A 19751-nucleotide genomic window follows, 5' to 3' on the forward strand; every position below is an offset into this window, starting at 1 on the left:
CAAGGTGGTAATCGAAAGACCATCGCCTTAAATCCAACTGTTGCAGATTGTCGTCCATTCAGAATCGGAGGTGGCTGTGTGAATATTTTTGGGCTGGGTTTGCCAGAGATGATTGTCATTCTAGTGATTGCGGTATTAATCTTCGGGCCAAAGAAGCTGCCGGAAATTGGCCGGAGTATGGGCAAAGCCATTCGCGGCTTCCAAGAAGCTTCGCGGGAATTTGAATCGGAATTTAAGAAAGAAGCGGAACAGCTTGAGGCTGCCGCTAAACGGGAGTCGGCGGTGAAATCGGCGGCGCCATCGGATGCGGCATCGACCAAAGTGGCGATCGCCTCTCCCGAAGAAACCACCACGGGTTCCTCTGGGCAAAGCTAATCAGAAAATAAAATGTTTGATTAAATGTTTGATCCCAGACCGGGTTAAATGTAATGTTTTGAGTGGGGGTTAGAAACATCTGCATTAACATCTGCATTGCCATCCTCACTCAATCGTTCTTTCCACTTTTTATGACAGAAGCAACAGAAGTTCCCAGTTTAGTGATTCCTCAGTTAATCGTTGGGTTAGGGAATCCCGAAAAGAAATACGAGCAAACTCGCCATAATATAGGTTTTGACGCGGTGGATCTCCTAGCCCGTCGCTGGGGCATTTCCCTGCCAGAGAATCGACGCTTCCAAGGATTATTTGGGGAAGGAGTCGGGCCAAAAGGAGCAAAAATCCGTCTACTCAAGCCTTTAACCTATATGAATCGATCGGGACAAGCGATTCGTTCTGTCACCGATTGGTATAAAATACCCCCCACATCCGTGTTAGTCGTCTATGATGATATGGACTTGCCCACGGGTCGGATTAGACTGCGGTTGTCCGGTTCCGCAGGCGGTCATAATGGGATTAAGTCCACGATCGCCCATCTTGGCACCCAAGATTTTCCTCGATTACGGATTGGCATTGGCAAACCGGCAGATCCGAGTAACCTGGATACCTCCACGGTTTCCCATGTTTTAGGCAAATTTGCCCCAGAGGAAAAACCAATTATCTCAGAAGTGCTTGAGTTGGTGGGTGATGCTGTGGAATTGAGTATTAAGCAAGGGGTAGAAAAAGCGATGAGTCTTTATAATGGTCGTACCGTGCCGCCCGTGAGCTAAATCATCAATTAAATCATCAATTAAATCATCAACTAAATCATCAACTAAATCATCAACTAAATCATCAACTAAATCATCAACTAAATCATCAACTAAATCGGTGAGTGACAAGCATTTACCCAAAACTACTGCTCATGTACGGGTGACTCAGCATTCTTGGCAAAAAGGAACTCTGGAAGGAGAAGTCATTGCCGGTCAATTTGTTTGGCAATTTAAATGGAGTTTTCGCCAGGGAAAACTGGCGATCGCTCCTTCCCGGGGACGGGCTTTAATTCAAGAACCTCTCGGCAGATTTTTGGAAAAATGTGATTATCAACTAGAACCGGGTGGAGACTATTTCTTTACCATTAAAGCCCAAATTTAGATTAGCTTTAGATTAGCTTTAGATTAGCTTTACAGCAATTTTCTATTGAATCTACCACAAATATCTGTAGGGGCGAAGCATGACCGCAGATATCTTTTTGCTTAGAATATTAATTTGATTACGGTCATGCTTCGCCCTACGGTGGTTCAGTAATCTGAAAAACGCTTGAGGTTAGCTTTAGGTATTACCTGGAGCATTAATTTTTGCCAAATATCTTTCAATCAGAATAATCGCCACAATATCGTCCACAGGTCGAGGCGGTTGTCTCATCCCTTGGGGAATTAGCCATTGCAGACCTTTAGGCGGATACATTTGCCAATAGCGATCGCGGGCTTCCAGACTACTATATCGCTCATCAATCATCGCAATTTGCTCTGTAGACCAGCCGGATTTTTCTAACTCTTTAATCCACTTTTTCGCCGTAGTTTGATCGCCAATAATCAGTTTTTCCACCGGAAACTGTTTCGCGAGACTAAAAATAGTCGCGATCGCTTCACCAGATGGCACCACCTGATGAAATAGCAGAGTTTGATCTGACTTCATCACCGCAATGCCACATTTATCTTTTCCTGGATCAAAACCTAAAAAAGTAATTGAATAGTAATTCATGGATATTTTCTCATACAGGGAATAGGTTGTGGGGAGCGGGGGAGCGGATGGTGCGGGGGAGCAGAGAGGCCCGCCATCGGCAGAGGAGCGGGGGAGCAGAGGGGAGAGTGAATAGTGAAAGGGAGGAAAGAGGATGCATAGGAAAGAGGATGCATAGGAAAGAGGAAAGAGGATGCATAGGAAAGATATTCTCTCCTCTCTTTTCTCTCCTCTCTTTTCTCTCTTGGCCATTCGCCCCTACGACTTTCCCCAACCAACAACCAAAGAATCCCTACCCAACCACCAACAACCAAAGAATCCCTACCGAACAACCACCAACCAACAAAACTAATTATTCAACATAATTTGCCCGTCTTGCACCACCACTAAATTAATTTTTAGGGGGCCGGAAGTATAAGTCACATCTGAAACAATTGCCTGCACAATCACTTCTTGATTATACTGCTTTAATTGCTCAATAAATTCCAACAAAGTCAAACGACCTTCAGCAATTTGGATCGGCTCACCTAACATTCCCGCACGACGGGCTCTAAAACTCGCCGATGCCAGCAACAAATCAAGGCGTTGTCGCAATTCTGCATCGGTCATCGTTGCTGGAGACACAGAAGTTCCCGCCAAAATTTCCCCGCGAAAAAAAACAATTTTATTCACCGCTGCATCGGCGAACACTTGCACAATCTTTTCCCCAACCAAATAGTTAGCGGCAGACATAATTCTCACCACATAAGGTTGGCCATTATTAATTTGTTCCACCAGGCGTTCAAATTCCGTGGCGGTAATTTGTACCACTTGTTCTTGTGCAACATTTGTCCCCGGACGGATGCGTTGAATAGCAGCTAAATTCGCTTCCCGCAACAGTTCTTCAGCCGCTTGACGCGCCCCTAATGGTTGGAGAACCCGCACCACCCCAGAAGCCAAAACTTGATTTCTTAAAATCGCAAAGTTGCCCTCGCGTAAAAATTGAAAATTTTGTTCTAAGTTTTGAATATCTTTTTCTAAAAAAGCTTGCTGCCTTTCCAGTTCTTTCAGCCGATTTTCTCGTTCCGCAATCACTCGATCTCTTTGGGCAATCTCTGCCTGTCTTAGATCAATTTGTTGCTGTTGTTCCGTAAGTTCTTGTTTTTGTTGGTCAATTTGAGCCGTTTGTTGGTCAATTTGACTTTGTTTGGCCATAATTTGAGCCGTTTGTTGGTCAATTTGACTTTGCTTGGCCATAATTTGAGCCGTTTGTTGGTCAATTTGACTTTGTTTGGCCATAATTTGACTTTCCTGTTCGGCAATTTGACGCTTTTGTTGGGTAATTTCTTGATCGCGTTTTTGAATCTCCGCTTCACGTTGGGCAATTTCTTGGTCTCTCTGGGCAATTTGCAATTGCACTTCTTCTTTTTGTCGCAGTAACTCTTGCTGTTCTCTTTGGAGTTTTTGAATTTCCCGACGCAAGTTTTGGGCTTGCTCAGAAAAAGTTGCCAACTGACTTTGCGCCCGCTGATACTGAGATTCAATCAGACCGAGTTGCGTCTTAGCCCGTTGAAAATCAGTTTCAACTTGGCTAAGTTTACTTTCGGCTTGATTCAGTTTCACCGCTGTTTCACTTTGCCGATTAATGGCTTGCTGTAGATACTGGTTAATGGCATCTAATTTTTTTTGGGCTTGGGTTTGTTCCTTTTGGGCTTGAGCCAATTGTTGCTCTACTTGAGTTTTTTGTAGAGTCACTTCGGTAAGCTCTTGACGGGCTTGACGTAATTCTCTGAGTTTTTCATCAAGTTGGAAAATTCCCACCCGTAAAGATTTACTCGTGGCAAACAGAATTCCCAACGTCGATGCGGAAATAATGGTGCCGGTAATAATGGTGACAACGGTGGCGGTTTGTTTCGGTCGAAGATTAAATAAACTGAGTCTGGCTTTACCGACTTTCGTCCCCAGGCGATCGCCCAGGGTTGCCAGTAAGCCACCTAAGACCAAAATGGCCAGAATCAAAATATAGGCACTGGTCATTACTCGTTGGTCGTTAATTTTTACTTTGATTACTTTTAAGGGGCGGTTGATTGACAGGCTGATTTACGGCTGGTCGTAGGTACGCGAAATGGCAAATGAGCTTGGGTTTGGCATTGATTAGCCCAGATAATCAACAATGAGTCAATCGCTGAATTGATTACTTCCGCATCAAGTAAATTGCTGACTTAAGGCCACCGGCTTGTGAACGGTGATTTTTTTCTTGTGAATGGAGATCATTTGATCCTCTCGCAATTCCCCCAAGAGTCGGGTGACAGTGACTCTGGTGGAACCGATCGCCTCAGCGATCGCCTGATGGGACAGTTTCAAATCAATCGTAATCCCATCTGCGGTCGGTACGCCGAAATCCCGACAGAGAATTAACAGAAAACTCACCAACCGCGACCCCATATCTCGGTGTGCCAGGGTTTCAATCATCATCTCTGTTTGCAAAATCCGCGATGACAAGCCCCGTAACATCAGCATCGACAGTTCTGGGTCATTTTTCAGGGCTTTTTCCACTTGTTCAATAGGCACCGAGAGCAACTCCACGGGGGTAAAAGCCACCGCATGATAAAACCTGTCTGAACGATTACCTGTAATCAGCGACAGCACACCAAACACACTGTTTTCCCGCAGCAGTGCGACGGTGATTTCCTCTCCAGCTTCGTACACTCTGGAGAGTTTGACGGCTCCTTTGAGGAGAAAATACACCCGTTCAGCAGGATCCCCGGGGAAAAAAATCGTTTTGCCGCGATCAAAATTCTCGACGGCGGGTGGAAATGTCCCGGTTCCCATCTGACGAAATACAGCTTCTAGGGGTCTATCTTGAGTCATTACCATGTCCAATAGTCTATTAGGGGCCGAGTCAACTCTGCTGCAGATCTGTTTCTGTCGGAGTTCAGGAAGGGTTCAACTGTCGGAGTTTAGAGAATGTTATGTTTACAAAACTTAAACTTACAGTCAGTTGTTTTTGTCTCCCGATATACACAATTAAGCCGAGAGCGGCGATCTAAAAAAATCCCTAGGGGAAAGCGATCGGGCAACAAGGGTCGGCGAATTCTCTGAGCAAATTGCCCATCTGTGTGGTACTCAGTAGCACTCAGTGGTACTCAGTGGTACTCAGTGGGAAATTCCCCTGGCTAATCTAAGTAAATTTACACAAAGGAATTTAACACAATTAGGCGGAGATGGGATTTCACGCATCCGTAAATCCACTCTGGTCTATTTCACACTTAAAGAAATAGCACAATTGAGGCCAATTCGGGGTAAACTTGCCCAATTACAGGGATATTAAGCGCTGTCCGCTTCCCTTGGGAAGCGATCGATCGCGCACCTTAGATATAGAATATATGCTCATGCTAGATTTAACCGGAAAAAATGCCCTCGTTACAGGAATTGCTAACAATCGCTCCATAGCTTGGGGCATTGCACAACAGCTTCACCAAGCTGGCGCAAATATTGGGGTCACATACCTGCCTGACGACAAAGGTCGCTTTGAAAAGAAAGTCCAGGAACTCGTCGCACCACTCAACCCCACTATCTTTGAACCCTTAAATGTTCAAGATGACCAGCAAGTTCAGTCTACCTTTGAAGTCATCAAAGACAAATGGGGCAAGCTGGACATCCTGATTCACTGTCTAGCTTTTGCAGGCAAAGATGAACTCAGCGGGGATTTTAGCAATACCACCCGTGAAGGATTTACTCGTGCCTTGGATATTAGCGCCTATTCATTGGTCAATCTCAGTGCAGCGGCGAAACCCTTAATGACCGAAGGAGGCGCGATCGTCACCTTATCCTATCTCGGTGGCGTGCGCGTCATACCCAACTACAACGTTATGGGAGTTGCCAAAGCTGCCCTAGAAATGAACGTGCGTTATTTAGCTGCCGAACTCGGCCCATCAAATATTCGCGTCAATGCGATTTCTGCAGGCCCCATTCGCACCCTAGCTTCTTCTGCGGTCGGTGGCATTTTAGATATGATGCACCATGTGGAAAAAATCGCCCCGTTGCGGCGAAATGTCTCCCAAGAAGAAGTGGGAAATACGGCGGCTTTTCTCTGTAGTGACTTGTCCAGTGGCATCACCGGCCAAGTGATTTATGTAGACTCTGGCTACAACATTATGGGAATGTAATCAAAAACCCGGTTTCTTGAAGAAACCGGGTTTCTTTTCTGGCAGAAACCCGGTTTCTTCAAGAGATATTGGTCGGTTCGATCCGGGATTGTAGGGGCGGCGTTGCATTCCCGCAGAAGTTCTATGGTTAGAAGCGTAAATTTTTTACGGGAATGCTTCGCCCCCGCTAATCAGAAAAACGCTGTAACTTCTTAACTCTCAGAAGCTTTATGATAGAAATCCGGTTTCTTGAAGCAACCCGGTTTCTAATCTCGCTCGCGATCGCCCGTGGTTTGGTTTTACCTCTTGCCCTAAAAAATTCCCGTTTTTCCGAAATAGCCAAAACGGGGATTGAAGTTGTGGTCTGATTGAAGTTGTGGAGAGATAGGCGATCGCTCAAAGGCAGCATTTTTCAGAAAACTTAGCAGGAGCATATCATGGATAAATCTAGTCAATTCCGAACAATTCATCCCAGAAAACATCTCAGTTTTCTCGATTCTTTGATGAATCTTTTGATTCTCAGATGGGGCAGGGTAGGTGGGGCAAAATTTGCCCCCATACTGTGGATAATTTTACTCAGTTTATCCCTGGTTGGCTTTCCTATACTGAGTCATGCTCTCAATGTCAATGATGTCCCAAATCCTAGAAAAGAGTCTAATGGATGGGTCACAGATATGGCCAATATTCTCAGCCAAAGCACCGAAACTTTACTTAATGAAATGATTTCCCAATTGGAGGCTGATACTGGGGCAGAAATTGCGGTTGTCACCGTATCCACTACGGCACCGGCACCCAGTCCCAAGGCATTTACTACTGAGCTATTTAATCATTGGGGCATTGGCAAAAAAGGGGTAAACAATGGGGTACTATTTTTAACCTCGATTGGCGATCGCCGCGTAGAAATTGAAACCGTATCGGGGGTAAAACAAATTATCTCCGATGAACAAGTTGACAATCTCATTAACACCGAAATTATTCCCCAATTTCACGAAAATAATTGGGATAGCGGAGTCTTTATAGGAACCCAAGCCTTAGTGAATTTATTAGCAGAAAATCCGCCAGATACAAGCAAATATAATCAAATTAAAATTATGCTTTTTTTATTAGGAATGTGCCTTTTATTAGGTTTTGGTATTTTCTTTTTGTTTGGCAGTAATAATCCTAATCTCAGGAATTATACAAATTCTGATGACAGCATTGATGATGATATTGATGATGTCATCATCAAAAATGGTGGTGATTACGATATGCGAGATTTTGGTGGTGGGAATAGTCATGGTGGCAGTATAGGTGGAGATTTTTAAGGCATATATAGCTATCCGTGCAGGATTTGTGAATGAGATTCCCCTCTCCCATGCATCGATCTCGCCCCCTCGCGGGGGCAGGCGTCGGTTGGGGGTGAGGGCAAATTTTCGACCTGGTTTTAGGATTGCTATAGCTAAATAAAAAAACATAGAGTAAAATTATTGATAATAAAATTACCAATATTTAACAAAAATTTACCGGGTTAAATGGCTATTTTTACTTTTTAATTTTGACTGTTTATATTCTGATAATTATAGTTTTGTAGGGTTTATTCTGTGGGTTTGGGATCATACCTGCTTTTGTAAAAAGACTTTTTCTGAATATTTTCTATCTCGTCTCTGCTCTCTCCTCTCTTCTAAAAACCTTCAAGGGCGAAAAATCCGCCCGTACTTACAAAAGTGAGATGATCCCGTAGGGGGTGGTTGCTCTCAACCTAGGACGAGTGCCTAAGTTCTAGTTATCCTGAGAGATATGCTGAGAGATATGCTGAGAGATATTGTGTTATCTGTGTATTGTCTTATCTGTGTTATGATAGATGATCGTTCTCAAACCTGATTAATTTTTTCCATGAGTCACCTTTTCTTGCCGGAAACTCCTCAATTTAGCTCTAGTCTGCTTGGTTATAATCCATCGTAACTCGACCGAACCCAATTTGGCGATTTTTCTCATGGTTTCTCATCTTTGGTGATCTGAATCATTACAAAATGACCGAAAAAGATGAATATACATCAGGTCGATGACCGAAATTCAAATATTTGGCTACTATTTGGCTACTATTTGGCTACTATTCAGCTACTATTCAGCTACAACAAGGATAAAAATGCTCCGACTCGAACATATTAGTAAAATTTACCCCACTGGGCAAGTCCTCAAAGATGTCAACTGGGAAATTAAACCCGGCGATCGCATTGGTTTGGTGGGGGTTAACGGTGCCGGAAAATCCACCCAACTAAAAATTATTGCGGGGCAAATTGAACCCACATCCGGGGAAATTATTCGGCCCGCAAGTCTGCGGATCGCCTATTTATCCCAAGAGTTTGAACTGGATTTTCAGCGTACCGTGCGCGAAGAATTTTGGGCAGTTTTTACGGAAGCGAACGACATTCAAAATCAATTACACCATCTGCAACATGAGATGGAAAACGCCGCCCCAGAAGACTTAGATCCCCTGATTCATAAACTCGATCGCCTCCACCGTCAATTTGACGCCCTGGACGGCTATGGATTAGAGTCGCAAATTGAGAAAATCTTACCAGAAATGGGATTTACTTCCGAAGACGGCGATCGCCTGGTCAGTGCCTTTAGTGGGGGCTGGCAAATGCGGATGAATTTGGGCAAAATATTACTGCAAGAACCCGATATTTTGCTCTTAGATGAACCGACCAACCATTTAGACCTGGAAACTATTGAATGGTTAGAAACCTACCTCAAACAACTAAATACCCCGATTGTAATTGTCTCCCATGACCGGGAATTTTTGGATCGTCTTTGTACGCAAATTGTAGAAACCGAAAGAGGGGTTTCAACCACTTACCTGGGAAACTATAGTTCATACTTAGAACAAAAAGCCCTCAGCCGGGAAATGCAGCAAACTACCTTTGAACGGCAACAGAAAGAACTGGAAAAACAACAACAATTTATTGAGCGTTTCCGGGCGAGTGCCACTCGCAGTACCCAGGCAAAAAGCCGCGAGAAACAACTGGAAAAAATCGAATTAGTCGAAGCTCCCATTGGCGAGTTAAAAACCTTACACTTTCACTTTAAACCCGCTCCTCGCAGTGGGCTAGAAGTCGTGACGATTCAAGATTTAACCCATGCTTATGATGAGAAGATTCTGTTCTTAGGGGCAAAGTTAGAAATTAAAAGAGGCGATCGCATTGCCTTCTTAGGCGCAAATGGCACCGGAAAATCCACCCTTTTACGCTTAATCATGGGCATAGAAACCCCCACGGAGGGAACAGTTGCTTTAGGGAAACATAATGTAATTCCTGCCTATTTTGAACAAAACCAAGCGGAAGCTTTAGACTTAGAAAAAAACGTCATGGATACCCTCCATGATGAAGTTCCAGACTGGAAAAATGAAGACGTGCGGACATTATTAGGCCGATTTCTATTTAGTGGCGACACAGTATTTAAAAAAGTCAAAGCTTTAAGTGGAGGGGAAAAAGCCCGCCTTGCCTTGGCGAAAATGCTCCTCCAACCGGCCAATTTACTCATTCTCGATGAACCGACCAACCATTTAGATATTCCCGCCAAAGAAATGCTAGAAGAAGCATTACAAACTTATGAGGGAACCGTCTTAATTGTCTCCCACGATCGCTATTTTATTTCCCAAGTCGCCAATAAAATTGTAGAAATTCGGGATGGAGAATTAAGAGTATATGCCGGGGATTATCATTATTATTTGGATAAACTAGAAGAAGAACGATTCAAAGTAAAACAGGAAAAAATTGCGGCGGCACAAGCAGCCAAAGCAGCGGCTAAACGATCAAAAAAACAGGAGAAAAAGAAAAAATGATCTTAATATCTTGAAACAGGCTCTTAGCAGAGAGGTTCTGGTGTAGGGTGTAGGGGTCAAACTACCCAGTAGCTTTCTCTGTGGTTCTCTGTGCCTGAAGTGGTTCATGGTATTAGTGCAGGGTTTAGGGGTCAAACTACCCAGTAGCTTTCTCTGTGATTCTCTGTGCCTGAAGTGGTTCATTGGTGTAGACTGTAGGGGTTAATCGAAGTACCGAATACCGTCAGCAACTAACCTTATGAGTACCGGACAAACTTTTAACCTGAGAATTCTCCAAGAGACTTTTTTTAAAGTGTCTACCGCTTCTTCTTCGACTCTAAATGACCGGCAAAAAGTCCGCTTGGTCGCGGGGCAGACATTTTCTATCAGAAAATATCAATCCAATAGCGGTCATTTTGAAGTAGAACTGGTCAATCCCATTGCCCCAGTAGGTGCCACGGGCTACCTTTTTGAACCCCACGTGCAAATCACCCCAGCCTCAGCGACTTCTCAGACCGTGGGTAGTATTCACGACGTGGCTGACCCACCTCCGGGGTTTTCTCTGCTGTGGATTGCTCAAAATACCAAAATTAAAACCTCACCGGAAAGTTCCAGTAACCTGCGATCGCACCAACAAATGGATCTTGCGGCGGGGAGATCCTTTTTAATTCTCGGTTATGCCTCGGTAGCGGATCATTTTCGGGTAACGCTCAATCAGCCCCTGGAAAATTTTGGCCGGATTGGTTATCTCTACAACCTCCATGTCCAGATTAAAAGAGATGGCAAACTGATTGCATTCGACCCGAATGCGCTGAATTTGGTGCTGCTGCGAAACACCGTAATTAAAAAGCAGCCCATTGACTCGTCCCAACTAAAACCGGAAGAACAATATACTCTCGCAGTGGGGATGATTTACGGAGTAAGCAGCTACGTCATGGAAGCGGGACAACTGAAAGTATCGCTGACAGAAAACTTACCCCCGTTTGGGAATACCGGCTATCTTTCTCCTGACTTTGTGGAACTGAGACGGGGGAACACGGTGGTTAATGCCGCCCCACGGCTAAACTATACCGGCCCAAGTGCGGTGGTGGCTAACCGGGCGACAAATTTGACCGGGACTTACGATCCACGAGTTATGACTAAGGTAGAATTAATCGCCGAAGATAAACATCCCCTGACCGTCAGCTTAAACTCAAGCGCTAGAACTTGGGCTGTGTCATTGCCCAATGGTTTCAGTACCCCTGGTGCCCGTTGGCTGAGACTGCGGGGGAGCGATCGCACAGGAAAAGTGCTAGATAGCCAAATTGTAAATATTACCGTCTCTCCTGCCGGAACAAGTCCCCAAGCTTTAAGACTTCGAGTAACCCGCGATACTTTGTTTAAAGCTTCCCCCGTGGACTCGACCACTCTGAATAATCGGCAAAAAGTGATGGTGAAAACCGGCCAAACTTTTGCGGTCAGCCAATATGGATTGGTCGATGGACATTTAAGAGTCACCCTTGACCCACCGATCGCCCCGATTGGGGATTTTGGCTATTTTTATGAAGGCCATGTGCAAATGAGCAAAGGTCAGGAAGTCCTGAGATTTGATCTGGCGGATGTGCCCGAAATTCCCGGTACTGCCCAACTGTTAGTAACTAGCACAACTTTTATTAAATCCAGACCCGACGATTCGGCGAATTTAGCCGCGAATCAAAAAGCCGAACTGAAATTAGGGCAAAGTTTTAATCTGACCGGATATGCCTCAACTTCTGGTCATTTTCGGGTGACGCTGACCGAATCGATTCCTGGTTTTGGTCGAGTGGGATTTCTCTACCATCTCCATGTGCAAATTAAAAAAGATGGGCAAACGGTTCCTTACGATCCCGATGCTTTAACCATGACCATTCGGCAAGCCACTGATTTTAAAAGACGTGCCGTTCCTGCTTCTACTTTAAGTGCCAGTGACAAATTAAGCTTACCTGTGGGAAGAATTTATGGGGTTTCCAGCTATAGTATTGAAGCGGGAAATATCAAAGTTTCATTAACCGAAAATTTTGCCAATTTTGGTAATACGGGCTATGTTTGGCCGGGTCATGTGACGATGCGACGGGGTAGCCAAGTTTTCGATCCATTACCCAAACAAATTGAACTGAATGTTCCTTATTTTTCCCAACGAGATAATCCTCGGTTTTATTGGTCTACTTGCAATGTCACTTCGATCGCGATGGTAATGTACTATTATGGGGAGCGATCGCAGTGGGGCGGACAACTCGAAGACGAACTATTGCAATGGTGTTTCAATCGCTATGGGGAAGGCTGCCAAACCGACCATACCGTATTGGCAGAATTGATTCGCGCTTATGGATATAAACATAGTTTTAGCACCACTCGTCGCTGGTCAGACGTAGATAATGAACTGATTAATCGCCGCCCAGTTGTGATTGCCGGGGACTTTACCGCTACGGGACATATTGCCACAATCATTGGCTACAATACTCAGGGATATATTCTTAATGACCCCTGGGGAGATGCCCTGACTGGTTATAGTTATACCGAGGGTCGTCGTTTACTTTATCCTTATGGTTATATGGATCGAGTTTGCGGCCCTGATGGTAATGTTTGGGCGCATTTTATTTCCACTTAATCAGTGTTATTTGTTGTTGGTTGTTGGTTGTTGGTTGTTTGTTCTTTGTTGGTGGTTGGTTGTTGTTTGTTGGTTGTCAAACATAAACAATCAACCATCAACCATCAACAAACAACAATCAACAACCAACAATCAACAATTATATGTCAGGGCGAAGCATTCGGGTAATAAATTGTCTGTTTTTCCCCATAAATCCTTTGCCCGGTAAGCGAAGCTATGCCGTCAGGCTTTATGCTTCGCCCCTACAGATTCAACAAACAACCAACAAACAACCAACAACAAACAACAAAAAAATCCCTACCCATCAACCATCAACAAACAACAAATAACAGGGAACAGGGAACAGGGAACAGGGAACAGGGAACAGGGAACAGGGAACAGGGAATGGTGATATTTTTTTCACTTTTAACTTTTAACTTTTAACTTTTCACTTGTACGGGCGTCCTAGGGAACAGGGAACAGGGAACAGGGAACAGGGAACAGGGAACAGGGAATGGTGATATTTTTTTTCACTTTTAACTTTTAACTTTTAACTTTTCACTTGTACGGGCGTCCTTGCGAAGCATAATCCGTCAGGCTATATGGCCAGAAAGCCCCTACTACTTTTCTCCTTCCCCGTTCCACGCCACTTGCTAGACTTGGGGAGACCCCAAGATCGCAGTGGCTCCTGATAACCGTTCCCCGTTCCCCAACAAACAACAAACAACAAACAACAAATAACAAACAACAAATAACCATGAACAAAGATAGATTATTGATCGAGAGAATTATGCCAGTGAAACTGTTAAATCAACAGGTGGCTTATGAACATGGGGGTAATCCATTTAAAGGATTACACCGCTGGTATTCTCGGAAGCCGTTATCTTTCTCTCGCGCTTCAGTTTTGGCTTCTCTGTTACCAGAGGATATTTCATTAGATGAGTTTGAATATTTACTGGGATTACATCCAGAATTGGATGGGTTAAAACCTGATGCTAATTTGCGACTTTATAAGGTGCCTCCAGGATATCCCGTAGTACAGAAAGTCCATGATTATTGTGAGAGAGTTTGGGGCAACCGAACCCCTACAGTTTTAGATGCTTTTGCCGGTGGGGGGAGTATTCCTTTTGAAGCCGCTAGATATGGGTTAAATGTGTTAGCTTCGGATTTGAATCCGGTGGCAGTTGTGACTATGAAAGCTGCAATGGAATATCCGGTAAAATTTGGCCCCGATTTACAAGTGGATATTGACCGTTGGGTGAAGTGGGTCGGGGATGAAGCGGAGAAAAGATTAGCGGAATTTTTCCCTTCAACCCCCAAAAGTGAGGAAGTTGTGCAAAATTATTTATGGGCACATACGGTAGTTTGTCCTAGTTGTCAGTCTGTGGTTCCCTTAAGTCCAAATTGGTGGTTAAGTAAAACAAGTAACTATGCTGGAAAAGGACAAGCTAGAAAAGTTACGAGTGATTGGTACGCGGTGAAACCAATTCCCAATCTGACAGAAAAGCGGGTTGATTTTGAGTTAATTAAGGGGAAAAAAGGGAAAGGAACAACGATTAAAACCGATGATGGTGAATACAATCCTGATGATTACATTACCGTTAGTCGTGGGGTGGGTAGATGTCCTACTTGTGGCAATATTATTGAGGATGAAGTGATTAAGTCTCAAGCCCAATCTGTCGGTTTAGGACATCAGTTATATGCAGTGGCTTATAAAAAAGGAAAAAGCAGTTTAGAGTTTAGACTTCCTAATCAGTTTGATTTAGACGGTTATCAAAAAGTTTTAAATATTTTTTTAAAAAATATCAAAAATATTGAGATAATTCCGATTATAGATATTCCTCATGGCCAAGAGACAGAAAGACTTTTTAGTATAGGCATAGACTCATGGAATAAATTATTTAACCCGCGACAGCTTTTAACTCTGGTGACTTATGTAGAAATTATCAACGAAGCGAAGGAGTTAATCCGGGGTGAATATGAACCAGAAAAAGTAGAGGCAATTTGCACTTATTTGGCTTTAGTATTAGATAGATGTGTTGATGCAAACTCTCGTTTAGCCCATTGGAGTGCAACCACGTCACAAATTCAACTCGCTAGTGGACAACACGCTTTAAATTTAATGTGGAATTATCCAGAAGTTAATGGAGTGACTCGCTTGTGGAATTGGTGCGTAGATGCCTTGACATATGACTACACTAAACTTTGTGAATTATTCGGCACAAAGTCCCACTCTCTCAGCTTACCGGGTATCCTAGAAACTGAACCCAAAAGCATTAAAATTGATGCGGCTTCGGCGGATAGCCTGTATCATATTGCCGATAAATCTGTGGATGCAATTGTCACTGACCCGCCCTATTATGCTACGATACAATATGCGGAACTTTCCGATTTTTTCTATGTTTGGATGAAACGGACGTTAGGGGATATTTTCCCCGAATTATTCTGGTCAGAACTCACGGATAAACACCGAGAAGCGGTCGCGAACCCGTCTCGTTTTCGGGATATGGGTACTTCAGCCGATGAATTAGCCGCCCAAGATTATGAGGCAAAAATGGCCTTGGCTTTTGGCGAATATTATCGAGTTTTGCGGGATGATGGGGTGATGACCGTACAATTTAATCATAAAGATTCCGGCGCCTGGGATGTGCTGACTAAATCATTAATTGATGCGGGTTTTGAAATTACCGCTTCTTGGTCTGTGAGCACAGAAAATCCCCAAAATTTACATCAAGCCCAGAAAAATTCTGTTTCTAGTACGGTGTTGCTAGTTTGCCGCAAACGCAACCCGAACGCTGAACCCGCTTGGTGGGATGATTTGCGCCCGGAAGTGGCTAATTTGGTAGAACAACGCGCTCCGGAATTTGAGGATAATGATATTACGGGAATCGATTTATATTTAAGTGCTTTTGGTCCGGCTTTAAATGTGTTTAGTCGGTCTTATCCCATTTATAATAGCAGTGGGGATGAAGTTCGCCCAGAGGTGGCTTTTGCGGAAGCCCGAAAAGCGATCGCAGCTTATCGTTTCCGCAAATTAGTCCAAACGGATACCCAGGGATTTGACTCTTTAACTCAATGGTATTTTTTGGCTTGGGATGCTTTTAAAGCCCGCGAATTTCCTTATGATGAAGCGCGACAATTAGCTTTAGCTATTGGCGGTTTTAATGTGTCCGACTTGGACAAAACTCATAAATTGCTAAGTGCTTCTGGAGGTACTTGTAAACTCTTAACTCCAACCCAACGATGGAAAAAACGGGCTTTTTCCATCGAAGCCAAAGATTTTTCTTGCCGTTATTTGGTGGATGGAATCCACGCGATCGTCGCTATTTATGAGGAGGAAAACGATATCCAAGCAGTCCGTAAGTTTATGCAAGATACCAATTTGGTGACTAATGATAATTTTATGAAGGCGATCGAGGTTGCTTTGAAGGCTATTCCCCGGATTGGGGATGAGAAAAAACGCATTTCCGAAGAACGGAATTTGCTGGATTTGTGGTCAGCAATGGATGAGATTAAGGCTAAGGTGGTTTATGAACAATTGACGATTTTATGATTTCTGTAGGGGCGAAGCTATGCCGTCAGGCTTTATGCTTCGCCCCTACAGAGTCAATTTAACAACCAACAACCAACAATCAACAATCAACAATCAACAATCAACAATGTTAGGGCGAAGCATTCGGGTAATAAATTGTCTGTTTTTACCCATAAATCCTTTGCCCGGTAAGCGAAGCTATGCCGTCAGGCTTTATGCTTTGCCCCTACAGATTGAATAAACAATAATTAACAATCAACAATCAACAAACAACAAATAACCATCAACAAACAACAAATAACCATCAACAAACAACAATTTTTACGCGATCGCAATATTAAAGACTTGATTATTCAGCTTGCCGCCAAATGTGTCAGCTACGGTAAAACTAAATAAGTCCTTTTTCACACTGCCGTTAGTATTTTGATAAATCAACTGATGGTTATTCACCTGATCTTGGGTAAAACTCGACCCAATTTTTAATGGGGTGCCATTAAGCAACAATGTGCCACTCGCGGGAACAGAAACCAGGGTATAAGTAAACGGATCGTTATTGGGGTCGATCGCCTGTAAATAACTCTGATTAATTACCGCTGGTTTTCCGGGTTTTCTCAGAGTAAGCTGTCGTAAAGTCATCATCGTCGGACTTTCATTCGTCGGGGTAATAGTAATATTAAATGTTCCCGGAGTTTCTCCACCCTGAGTATCCACCACATTAAAGGTAAAAACATCGCTTTTTGCGTCCCGAAGTTCCTGTTGATAAGTCAGCCGATTTGCTGCCAAATCAGCGGGAGTAAAAACCATCCCTGGACTTAAAGGATTTTCTGCTAATTTTAACGTACCACTGGTGGGGGTATTCGTGAGAATATAACGAATCTCAGCTTTTTCTGTGGTCTGACTAAATAAAGCCCCTTCCCCAATAATTGCGATCGCCCCTGGTTTGATGGTCATCCCATTATTGATCTCTAGACCCGGAGGATTATTCACCGGATTGACCGTAATATTAAACTCCGTAGTAATCGAATTACCTTTGGTATCAAATATCGTCACAGTAAAGCGATCGCTGGTCGTTTCTGTGCCATTGTGTAGATAATTTATTTCATTATTATTAATTTGGGTTTGAGTCAAGGTATTTCCCAACCCCAACGGCGTACCATTCACCAACAAAGTGCCGTTTTCCGGTAAAGAAGTTAAAGTATAAACCACCGGATTATTTTCCGGGTTATTCTGTGGTTGGATTCCGGGCAAATTTGCCGTTTTAATCGCCGCAGTTTCCCCAGCCTTCACACTAAAACCAACGTTAATATTTTCGTTGTTATCTAATGGAACTACGGCAATATTAAAGCTGCCCGTAATTGCCGGAATACCCGGTGCTGTTGCCGTAAAGGAAAATATATCTGTCACCGTTTTGCTGCCATCATGTTTGTAAGTAATTGTGTTACTATTAATTTCCTCTTGAGTGAACTTATCTCCTAATTTTAACTCAGTTCCATTCTTATTCAACTTCCCAGCTTTGGGCAGGGCTGTTAAAGTATAGAGGATATTTTCCCCACCCAACATCACCGTTTCTAAATTAGTTTTGGTAATCGCCGCATCCCTGCCTTCATCCAAAGTTAAGGCTTGATTTGTCACCAAATTTAGGGGAATATTTGCCCCACCGATATTAATATTAAATGTTTGAGGAACTAATTCACCCCCTTGCCCATCGCTGACCGTAAAGGAAAAGCGATCGCTAGGTTTTTCTAATTTAGTCAGTTCATAAGTCAATTTATTGCTATCAATATCCGCTTGGGTAAAGGTTTTGCCCACAGTTAACTCAGTTTCCCCTAATTTGAAAGTCCCAATAGTCGGTGACTCAGTGAGGGTATAAGTTAATTCTGCCGCTGACTGTTCCACATCCATCACTTGCAATTGGGCTTTGGTAATTGGCTGAGGCTTTTTCAATTCCGGTGACAGGTTTATTCCCGAATTAATGGCGATAAAAGGGGCATCATTCACCGGCAAAACCGTCACTTTTACCTCAGCGGTGGTGCTGTAAGTGCCACCATCAAAAACTTGATAACTGAATTGGTCATCTCCATTAAAATTTGGCTTCGGAGTATAAACAATTTCCCCAGTTTCTCGCTTTAGTTGAACCGTGCCATTAGTGGGTTTATTAATCAATCTTAAAGTATCGGATCTGAGCTTGTCTACATCCCCTAAAGCCACAGCTAAACTTGCCGCATTACCCAGGTTTTGACCACTATCAGTAAATTTACCACTGCCATCATTTAACCAAACTTTATTCGGTTGTAATTTATTGGCCAAAAAAGCATCTACATCTTGGTCATTATCTAAATCTCCCAAAGCCACCGATTGAGTTAATGAATTACCTAGTTTTTGCTGAGTATTGGTGTACTTTCCCGACCCATCATTCAGCCAAACTTCTGAGGGTTGTCCGGCATTACCGACAAATACATCCAGATGTTTATCTCCATTTAAATCCCCCAAAGCTACCGCAACCGTCACCGCATTTCCCAAGGCTTGTTGGCTATCAATAAAAACGCCCCCACCTTGGTTCAGCCAAACTTGGTTTGGTTGTCCGGCATTGCCAATAAATGCATCAATATTATTGTCACCATTTAAGTCTCCCAGGGCTACGGCTTTGGTAAAAGAATTGCCCAAAGTTTGACCACTATCGGTAAATATTCCACTGCCATTATTTAGCCAGATTCGATTCGGTTGACCAGCATTTCCTTCAAACACATCTAATGTCTGATTGCCATCCAAATCCGCAAGAGCGATCGCGGTAGTAAAAAAGTTGCCCAAACTCTGCCCAGAATCCGTAAATTTTCCTGTGCCATCATTCAGCCAAACCTTATTTCCTTGACGATTATTGCCTTCAAATAAATCTAAATCTTCGTCTCCATCTAAATCCCCTAATGCAACAGCGGTCGTCAAAGAATTGCCCAAACTTTGACCACTATCGGTATAAACCCCTGTGCCATCATTTAGCCAAACCGTATTTGCTTTACCATAATTGCCGACCAAAGCATCCAAATCCCCATCTTTATCTAAATCACCCAAGGCGATCGCGCTACTAAAAGAACTGCCCAACTTGCCCGCATTAGTCAGAATTCCTTTGCCATTATTTTGCCATAAAAAATTAGTACCATCATTGCCAATAATTACATCTAAATCTCCAAAATCATTTTTGAGCAGTTCAATAACTGTGGAAGTATTTTCATTAATAATAATTGTATCATTTGCGGCATCAGGTTCTCGCTTTTGCCCAACATTTATCTCTGGGGATATCTCTGGCAAAGGTGAATCAGCCATTGCCAGGGCAGGGGAAGCCGGAGAGAAGCGAGAGGAAAGAGGAGTAAATAGGTCAGGAGTTGCTAAAGAAAAGACTTCCCCTAGGGAATTGGCCAATAAATTTTCTGTAGCTGCTTGAAAATCGATTAAGTTCATCATCACAAAAACCAGCGACTAACATCTCTTCTTATTTTACCTCTTAAAATACCCTTTGTGTCCTTTGTGTCTTTGTGGTAAAATAATCTTCACTGAGTAAAAAAATAGACAAAAGTCTAAGAGACATCCCCAATAATT

Annotated in this window: 12 protein-coding genes; 8 read left to right on the forward strand and 4 right to left on the reverse strand. The window is 43.3% G+C overall.

All coding sequences use genetic code 11. The features are described from left to right. Window positions 1-78 precede the first annotated feature (78 nt). The 3 genes from ABWT76_RS06975 to ABWT76_RS06985 all read left to right on the forward strand — a co-directional run bounded on the left by ABWT76_RS06975 (window position 79) and on the right by ABWT76_RS06985 (window position 1506). Window positions 79-375 carry a TatA/E family twin arginine-targeting protein translocase gene (locus tag ABWT76_RS06975; protein WP_054466787.1) on the forward strand — a complete coding sequence of 99 codons (297 nt, stop codon included), beginning with the start codon at window positions 79-81 and terminating at the stop codon, window positions 373-375. A 131-nt stretch (window positions 376-506) separates the two neighbouring features. Next, window positions 507-1142: an aminoacyl-tRNA hydrolase gene (gene pth / locus ABWT76_RS06980; RefSeq protein WP_054466788.1), complete on the forward strand. Its 636-nt coding sequence runs from the start codon at window positions 507-509 to the stop codon at window positions 1140-1142. 100 nt (window positions 1143-1242) lie between these two features. Beyond that, window positions 1243-1506 (forward strand): DUF3146 family protein, encoded by a 264-nt coding sequence (locus ABWT76_RS06985; protein ID WP_054466789.1) that lies wholly within the window; start codon window positions 1243-1245, stop codon window positions 1504-1506. Window positions 1507-1683: 177 nt separating this feature from the next. Here ABWT76_RS06985 and ABWT76_RS06990 read toward each other — a convergent pair whose 3' ends face one another. From ABWT76_RS06990 to ntcA, 3 genes are all read right to left on the reverse strand, one after another. Then, complete coding sequence (locus tag ABWT76_RS06990) at window positions 1684-2115, reverse strand: RuvX/YqgF family protein (RefSeq protein ID WP_072160771.1); 432 nt, start codon at window positions 2113-2115, stop codon at window positions 1684-1686. 327 nt (window positions 2116-2442) lie between these two features. Then, window positions 2443-4110, reverse strand: coding sequence for a DUF3084 domain-containing protein (locus ABWT76_RS06995; RefSeq protein WP_354635849.1), 1668 nt, complete (start codon window positions 4108-4110; stop codon window positions 2443-2445). A gap of 168 nt (window positions 4111-4278) precedes the next feature. Next, window positions 4279-4950 (reverse strand): global nitrogen regulator NtcA, encoded by a 672-nt coding sequence (ntcA, locus tag ABWT76_RS07000; RefSeq protein ID WP_054466791.1) that lies wholly within the window; start codon window positions 4948-4950, stop codon window positions 4279-4281. Between the two features lie 515 nt (window positions 4951-5465). On the opposite strand from ntcA, the gene fabI reads away from it, so the two are divergent. From fabI to ABWT76_RS07025, 5 genes are all read left to right on the forward strand, one after another. After that, on the forward strand, window positions 5466-6242 hold the full coding sequence (gene fabI, locus ABWT76_RS07005) for an enoyl-ACP reductase FabI (protein ID WP_054466800.1): 777 nt from the start codon (window positions 5466-5468) through the stop codon (window positions 6240-6242). A 416-nt stretch (window positions 6243-6658) separates the two neighbouring features. Continuing rightward, window positions 6659-7525: a YgcG family protein gene (locus tag ABWT76_RS07010; protein ID WP_197285304.1), complete on the forward strand. Its 867-nt coding sequence runs from the start codon at window positions 6659-6661 to the stop codon at window positions 7523-7525. An 821-nt stretch (window positions 7526-8346) separates the two neighbouring features. After that, window positions 8347-10044: an ABC-F family ATP-binding cassette domain-containing protein gene (locus ABWT76_RS07015; RefSeq protein WP_054466792.1), complete on the forward strand. Its 1698-nt coding sequence runs from the start codon at window positions 8347-8349 to the stop codon at window positions 10042-10044. 238 nt (window positions 10045-10282) lie between these two features. Next, window positions 10283-12649 (forward strand): C39 family peptidase, encoded by a 2367-nt coding sequence (locus tag ABWT76_RS07020; protein WP_054466793.1) that lies wholly within the window; start codon window positions 10283-10285, stop codon window positions 12647-12649. A 769-nt stretch (window positions 12650-13418) separates the two neighbouring features. Beyond that, complete coding sequence (locus tag ABWT76_RS07025; RefSeq protein ID WP_354635850.1) at window positions 13419-16181, forward strand: DUF1156 domain-containing protein; 2763 nt, start codon at window positions 13419-13421, stop codon at window positions 16179-16181. A gap of 300 nt (window positions 16182-16481) precedes the next feature. Here ABWT76_RS07025 and ABWT76_RS07030 read toward each other — a convergent pair whose 3' ends face one another. After that, window positions 16482-19616: a cadherin-like domain-containing protein gene (locus ABWT76_RS07030; protein ID WP_190880559.1), complete on the reverse strand. Its 3135-nt coding sequence runs from the start codon at window positions 19614-19616 to the stop codon at window positions 16482-16484. Window positions 19617-19751: the final 135 nt, after the last annotated feature.

Source organism: Planktothricoides raciborskii GIHE-MW2, from assembly GCF_040564635.1.
Taxonomy (GTDB): domain Bacteria; phylum Cyanobacteriota; class Cyanobacteriia; order Cyanobacteriales; family Laspinemataceae; genus Planktothricoides; species Planktothricoides raciborskii.

Excerpts from the sequence above, each read along its gene's own strand:
- pth (WP_054466788.1), top strand. The coding sequence starts at position 507 with ATGACAGAAGCAACAGAAGTTCCCAGTTTAGTGATTCCTCAGTTAATC.
- ABWT76_RS06990 (WP_072160771.1), bottom strand. The coding sequence starts at position 2,115 with ATGAATTACTATTCAATTACTTTTTTAGGTTTTGATCCAGGAAAAGAT.
- ABWT76_RS06995 (WP_354635849.1), bottom strand. The coding sequence starts at position 4,110 with ATGACCAGTGCCTATATTTTGATTCTGGCCATTTTGGTCTTAGGTGGC.
- ntcA (WP_054466791.1), bottom strand. The coding sequence starts at position 4,950 with ATGGTAATGACTCAAGATAGACCCCTAGAAGCTGTATTTCGTCAGATG.
- fabI (WP_054466800.1), top strand. The coding sequence starts at position 5,466 with ATGCTAGATTTAACCGGAAAAAATGCCCTCGTTACAGGAATTGCTAAC.
- ABWT76_RS07010 (WP_197285304.1), top strand. The coding sequence starts at position 6,659 with ATGGATAAATCTAGTCAATTCCGAACAATTCATCCCAGAAAACATCTC.
- ABWT76_RS07015 (WP_054466792.1), top strand. The coding sequence starts at position 8,347 with ATGCTCCGACTCGAACATATTAGTAAAATTTACCCCACTGGGCAAGTC.
- ABWT76_RS07020 (WP_054466793.1), top strand. The coding sequence starts at position 10,283 with ATGAGTACCGGACAAACTTTTAACCTGAGAATTCTCCAAGAGACTTTT.
- ABWT76_RS07025 (WP_354635850.1), top strand. The coding sequence starts at position 13,419 with ATGCCAGTGAAACTGTTAAATCAACAGGTGGCTTATGAACATGGGGGT.
- ABWT76_RS07030 (WP_190880559.1), bottom strand. The coding sequence starts at position 19,616 with ATGATGAACTTAATCGATTTTCAAGCAGCTACAGAAAATTTATTGGCC.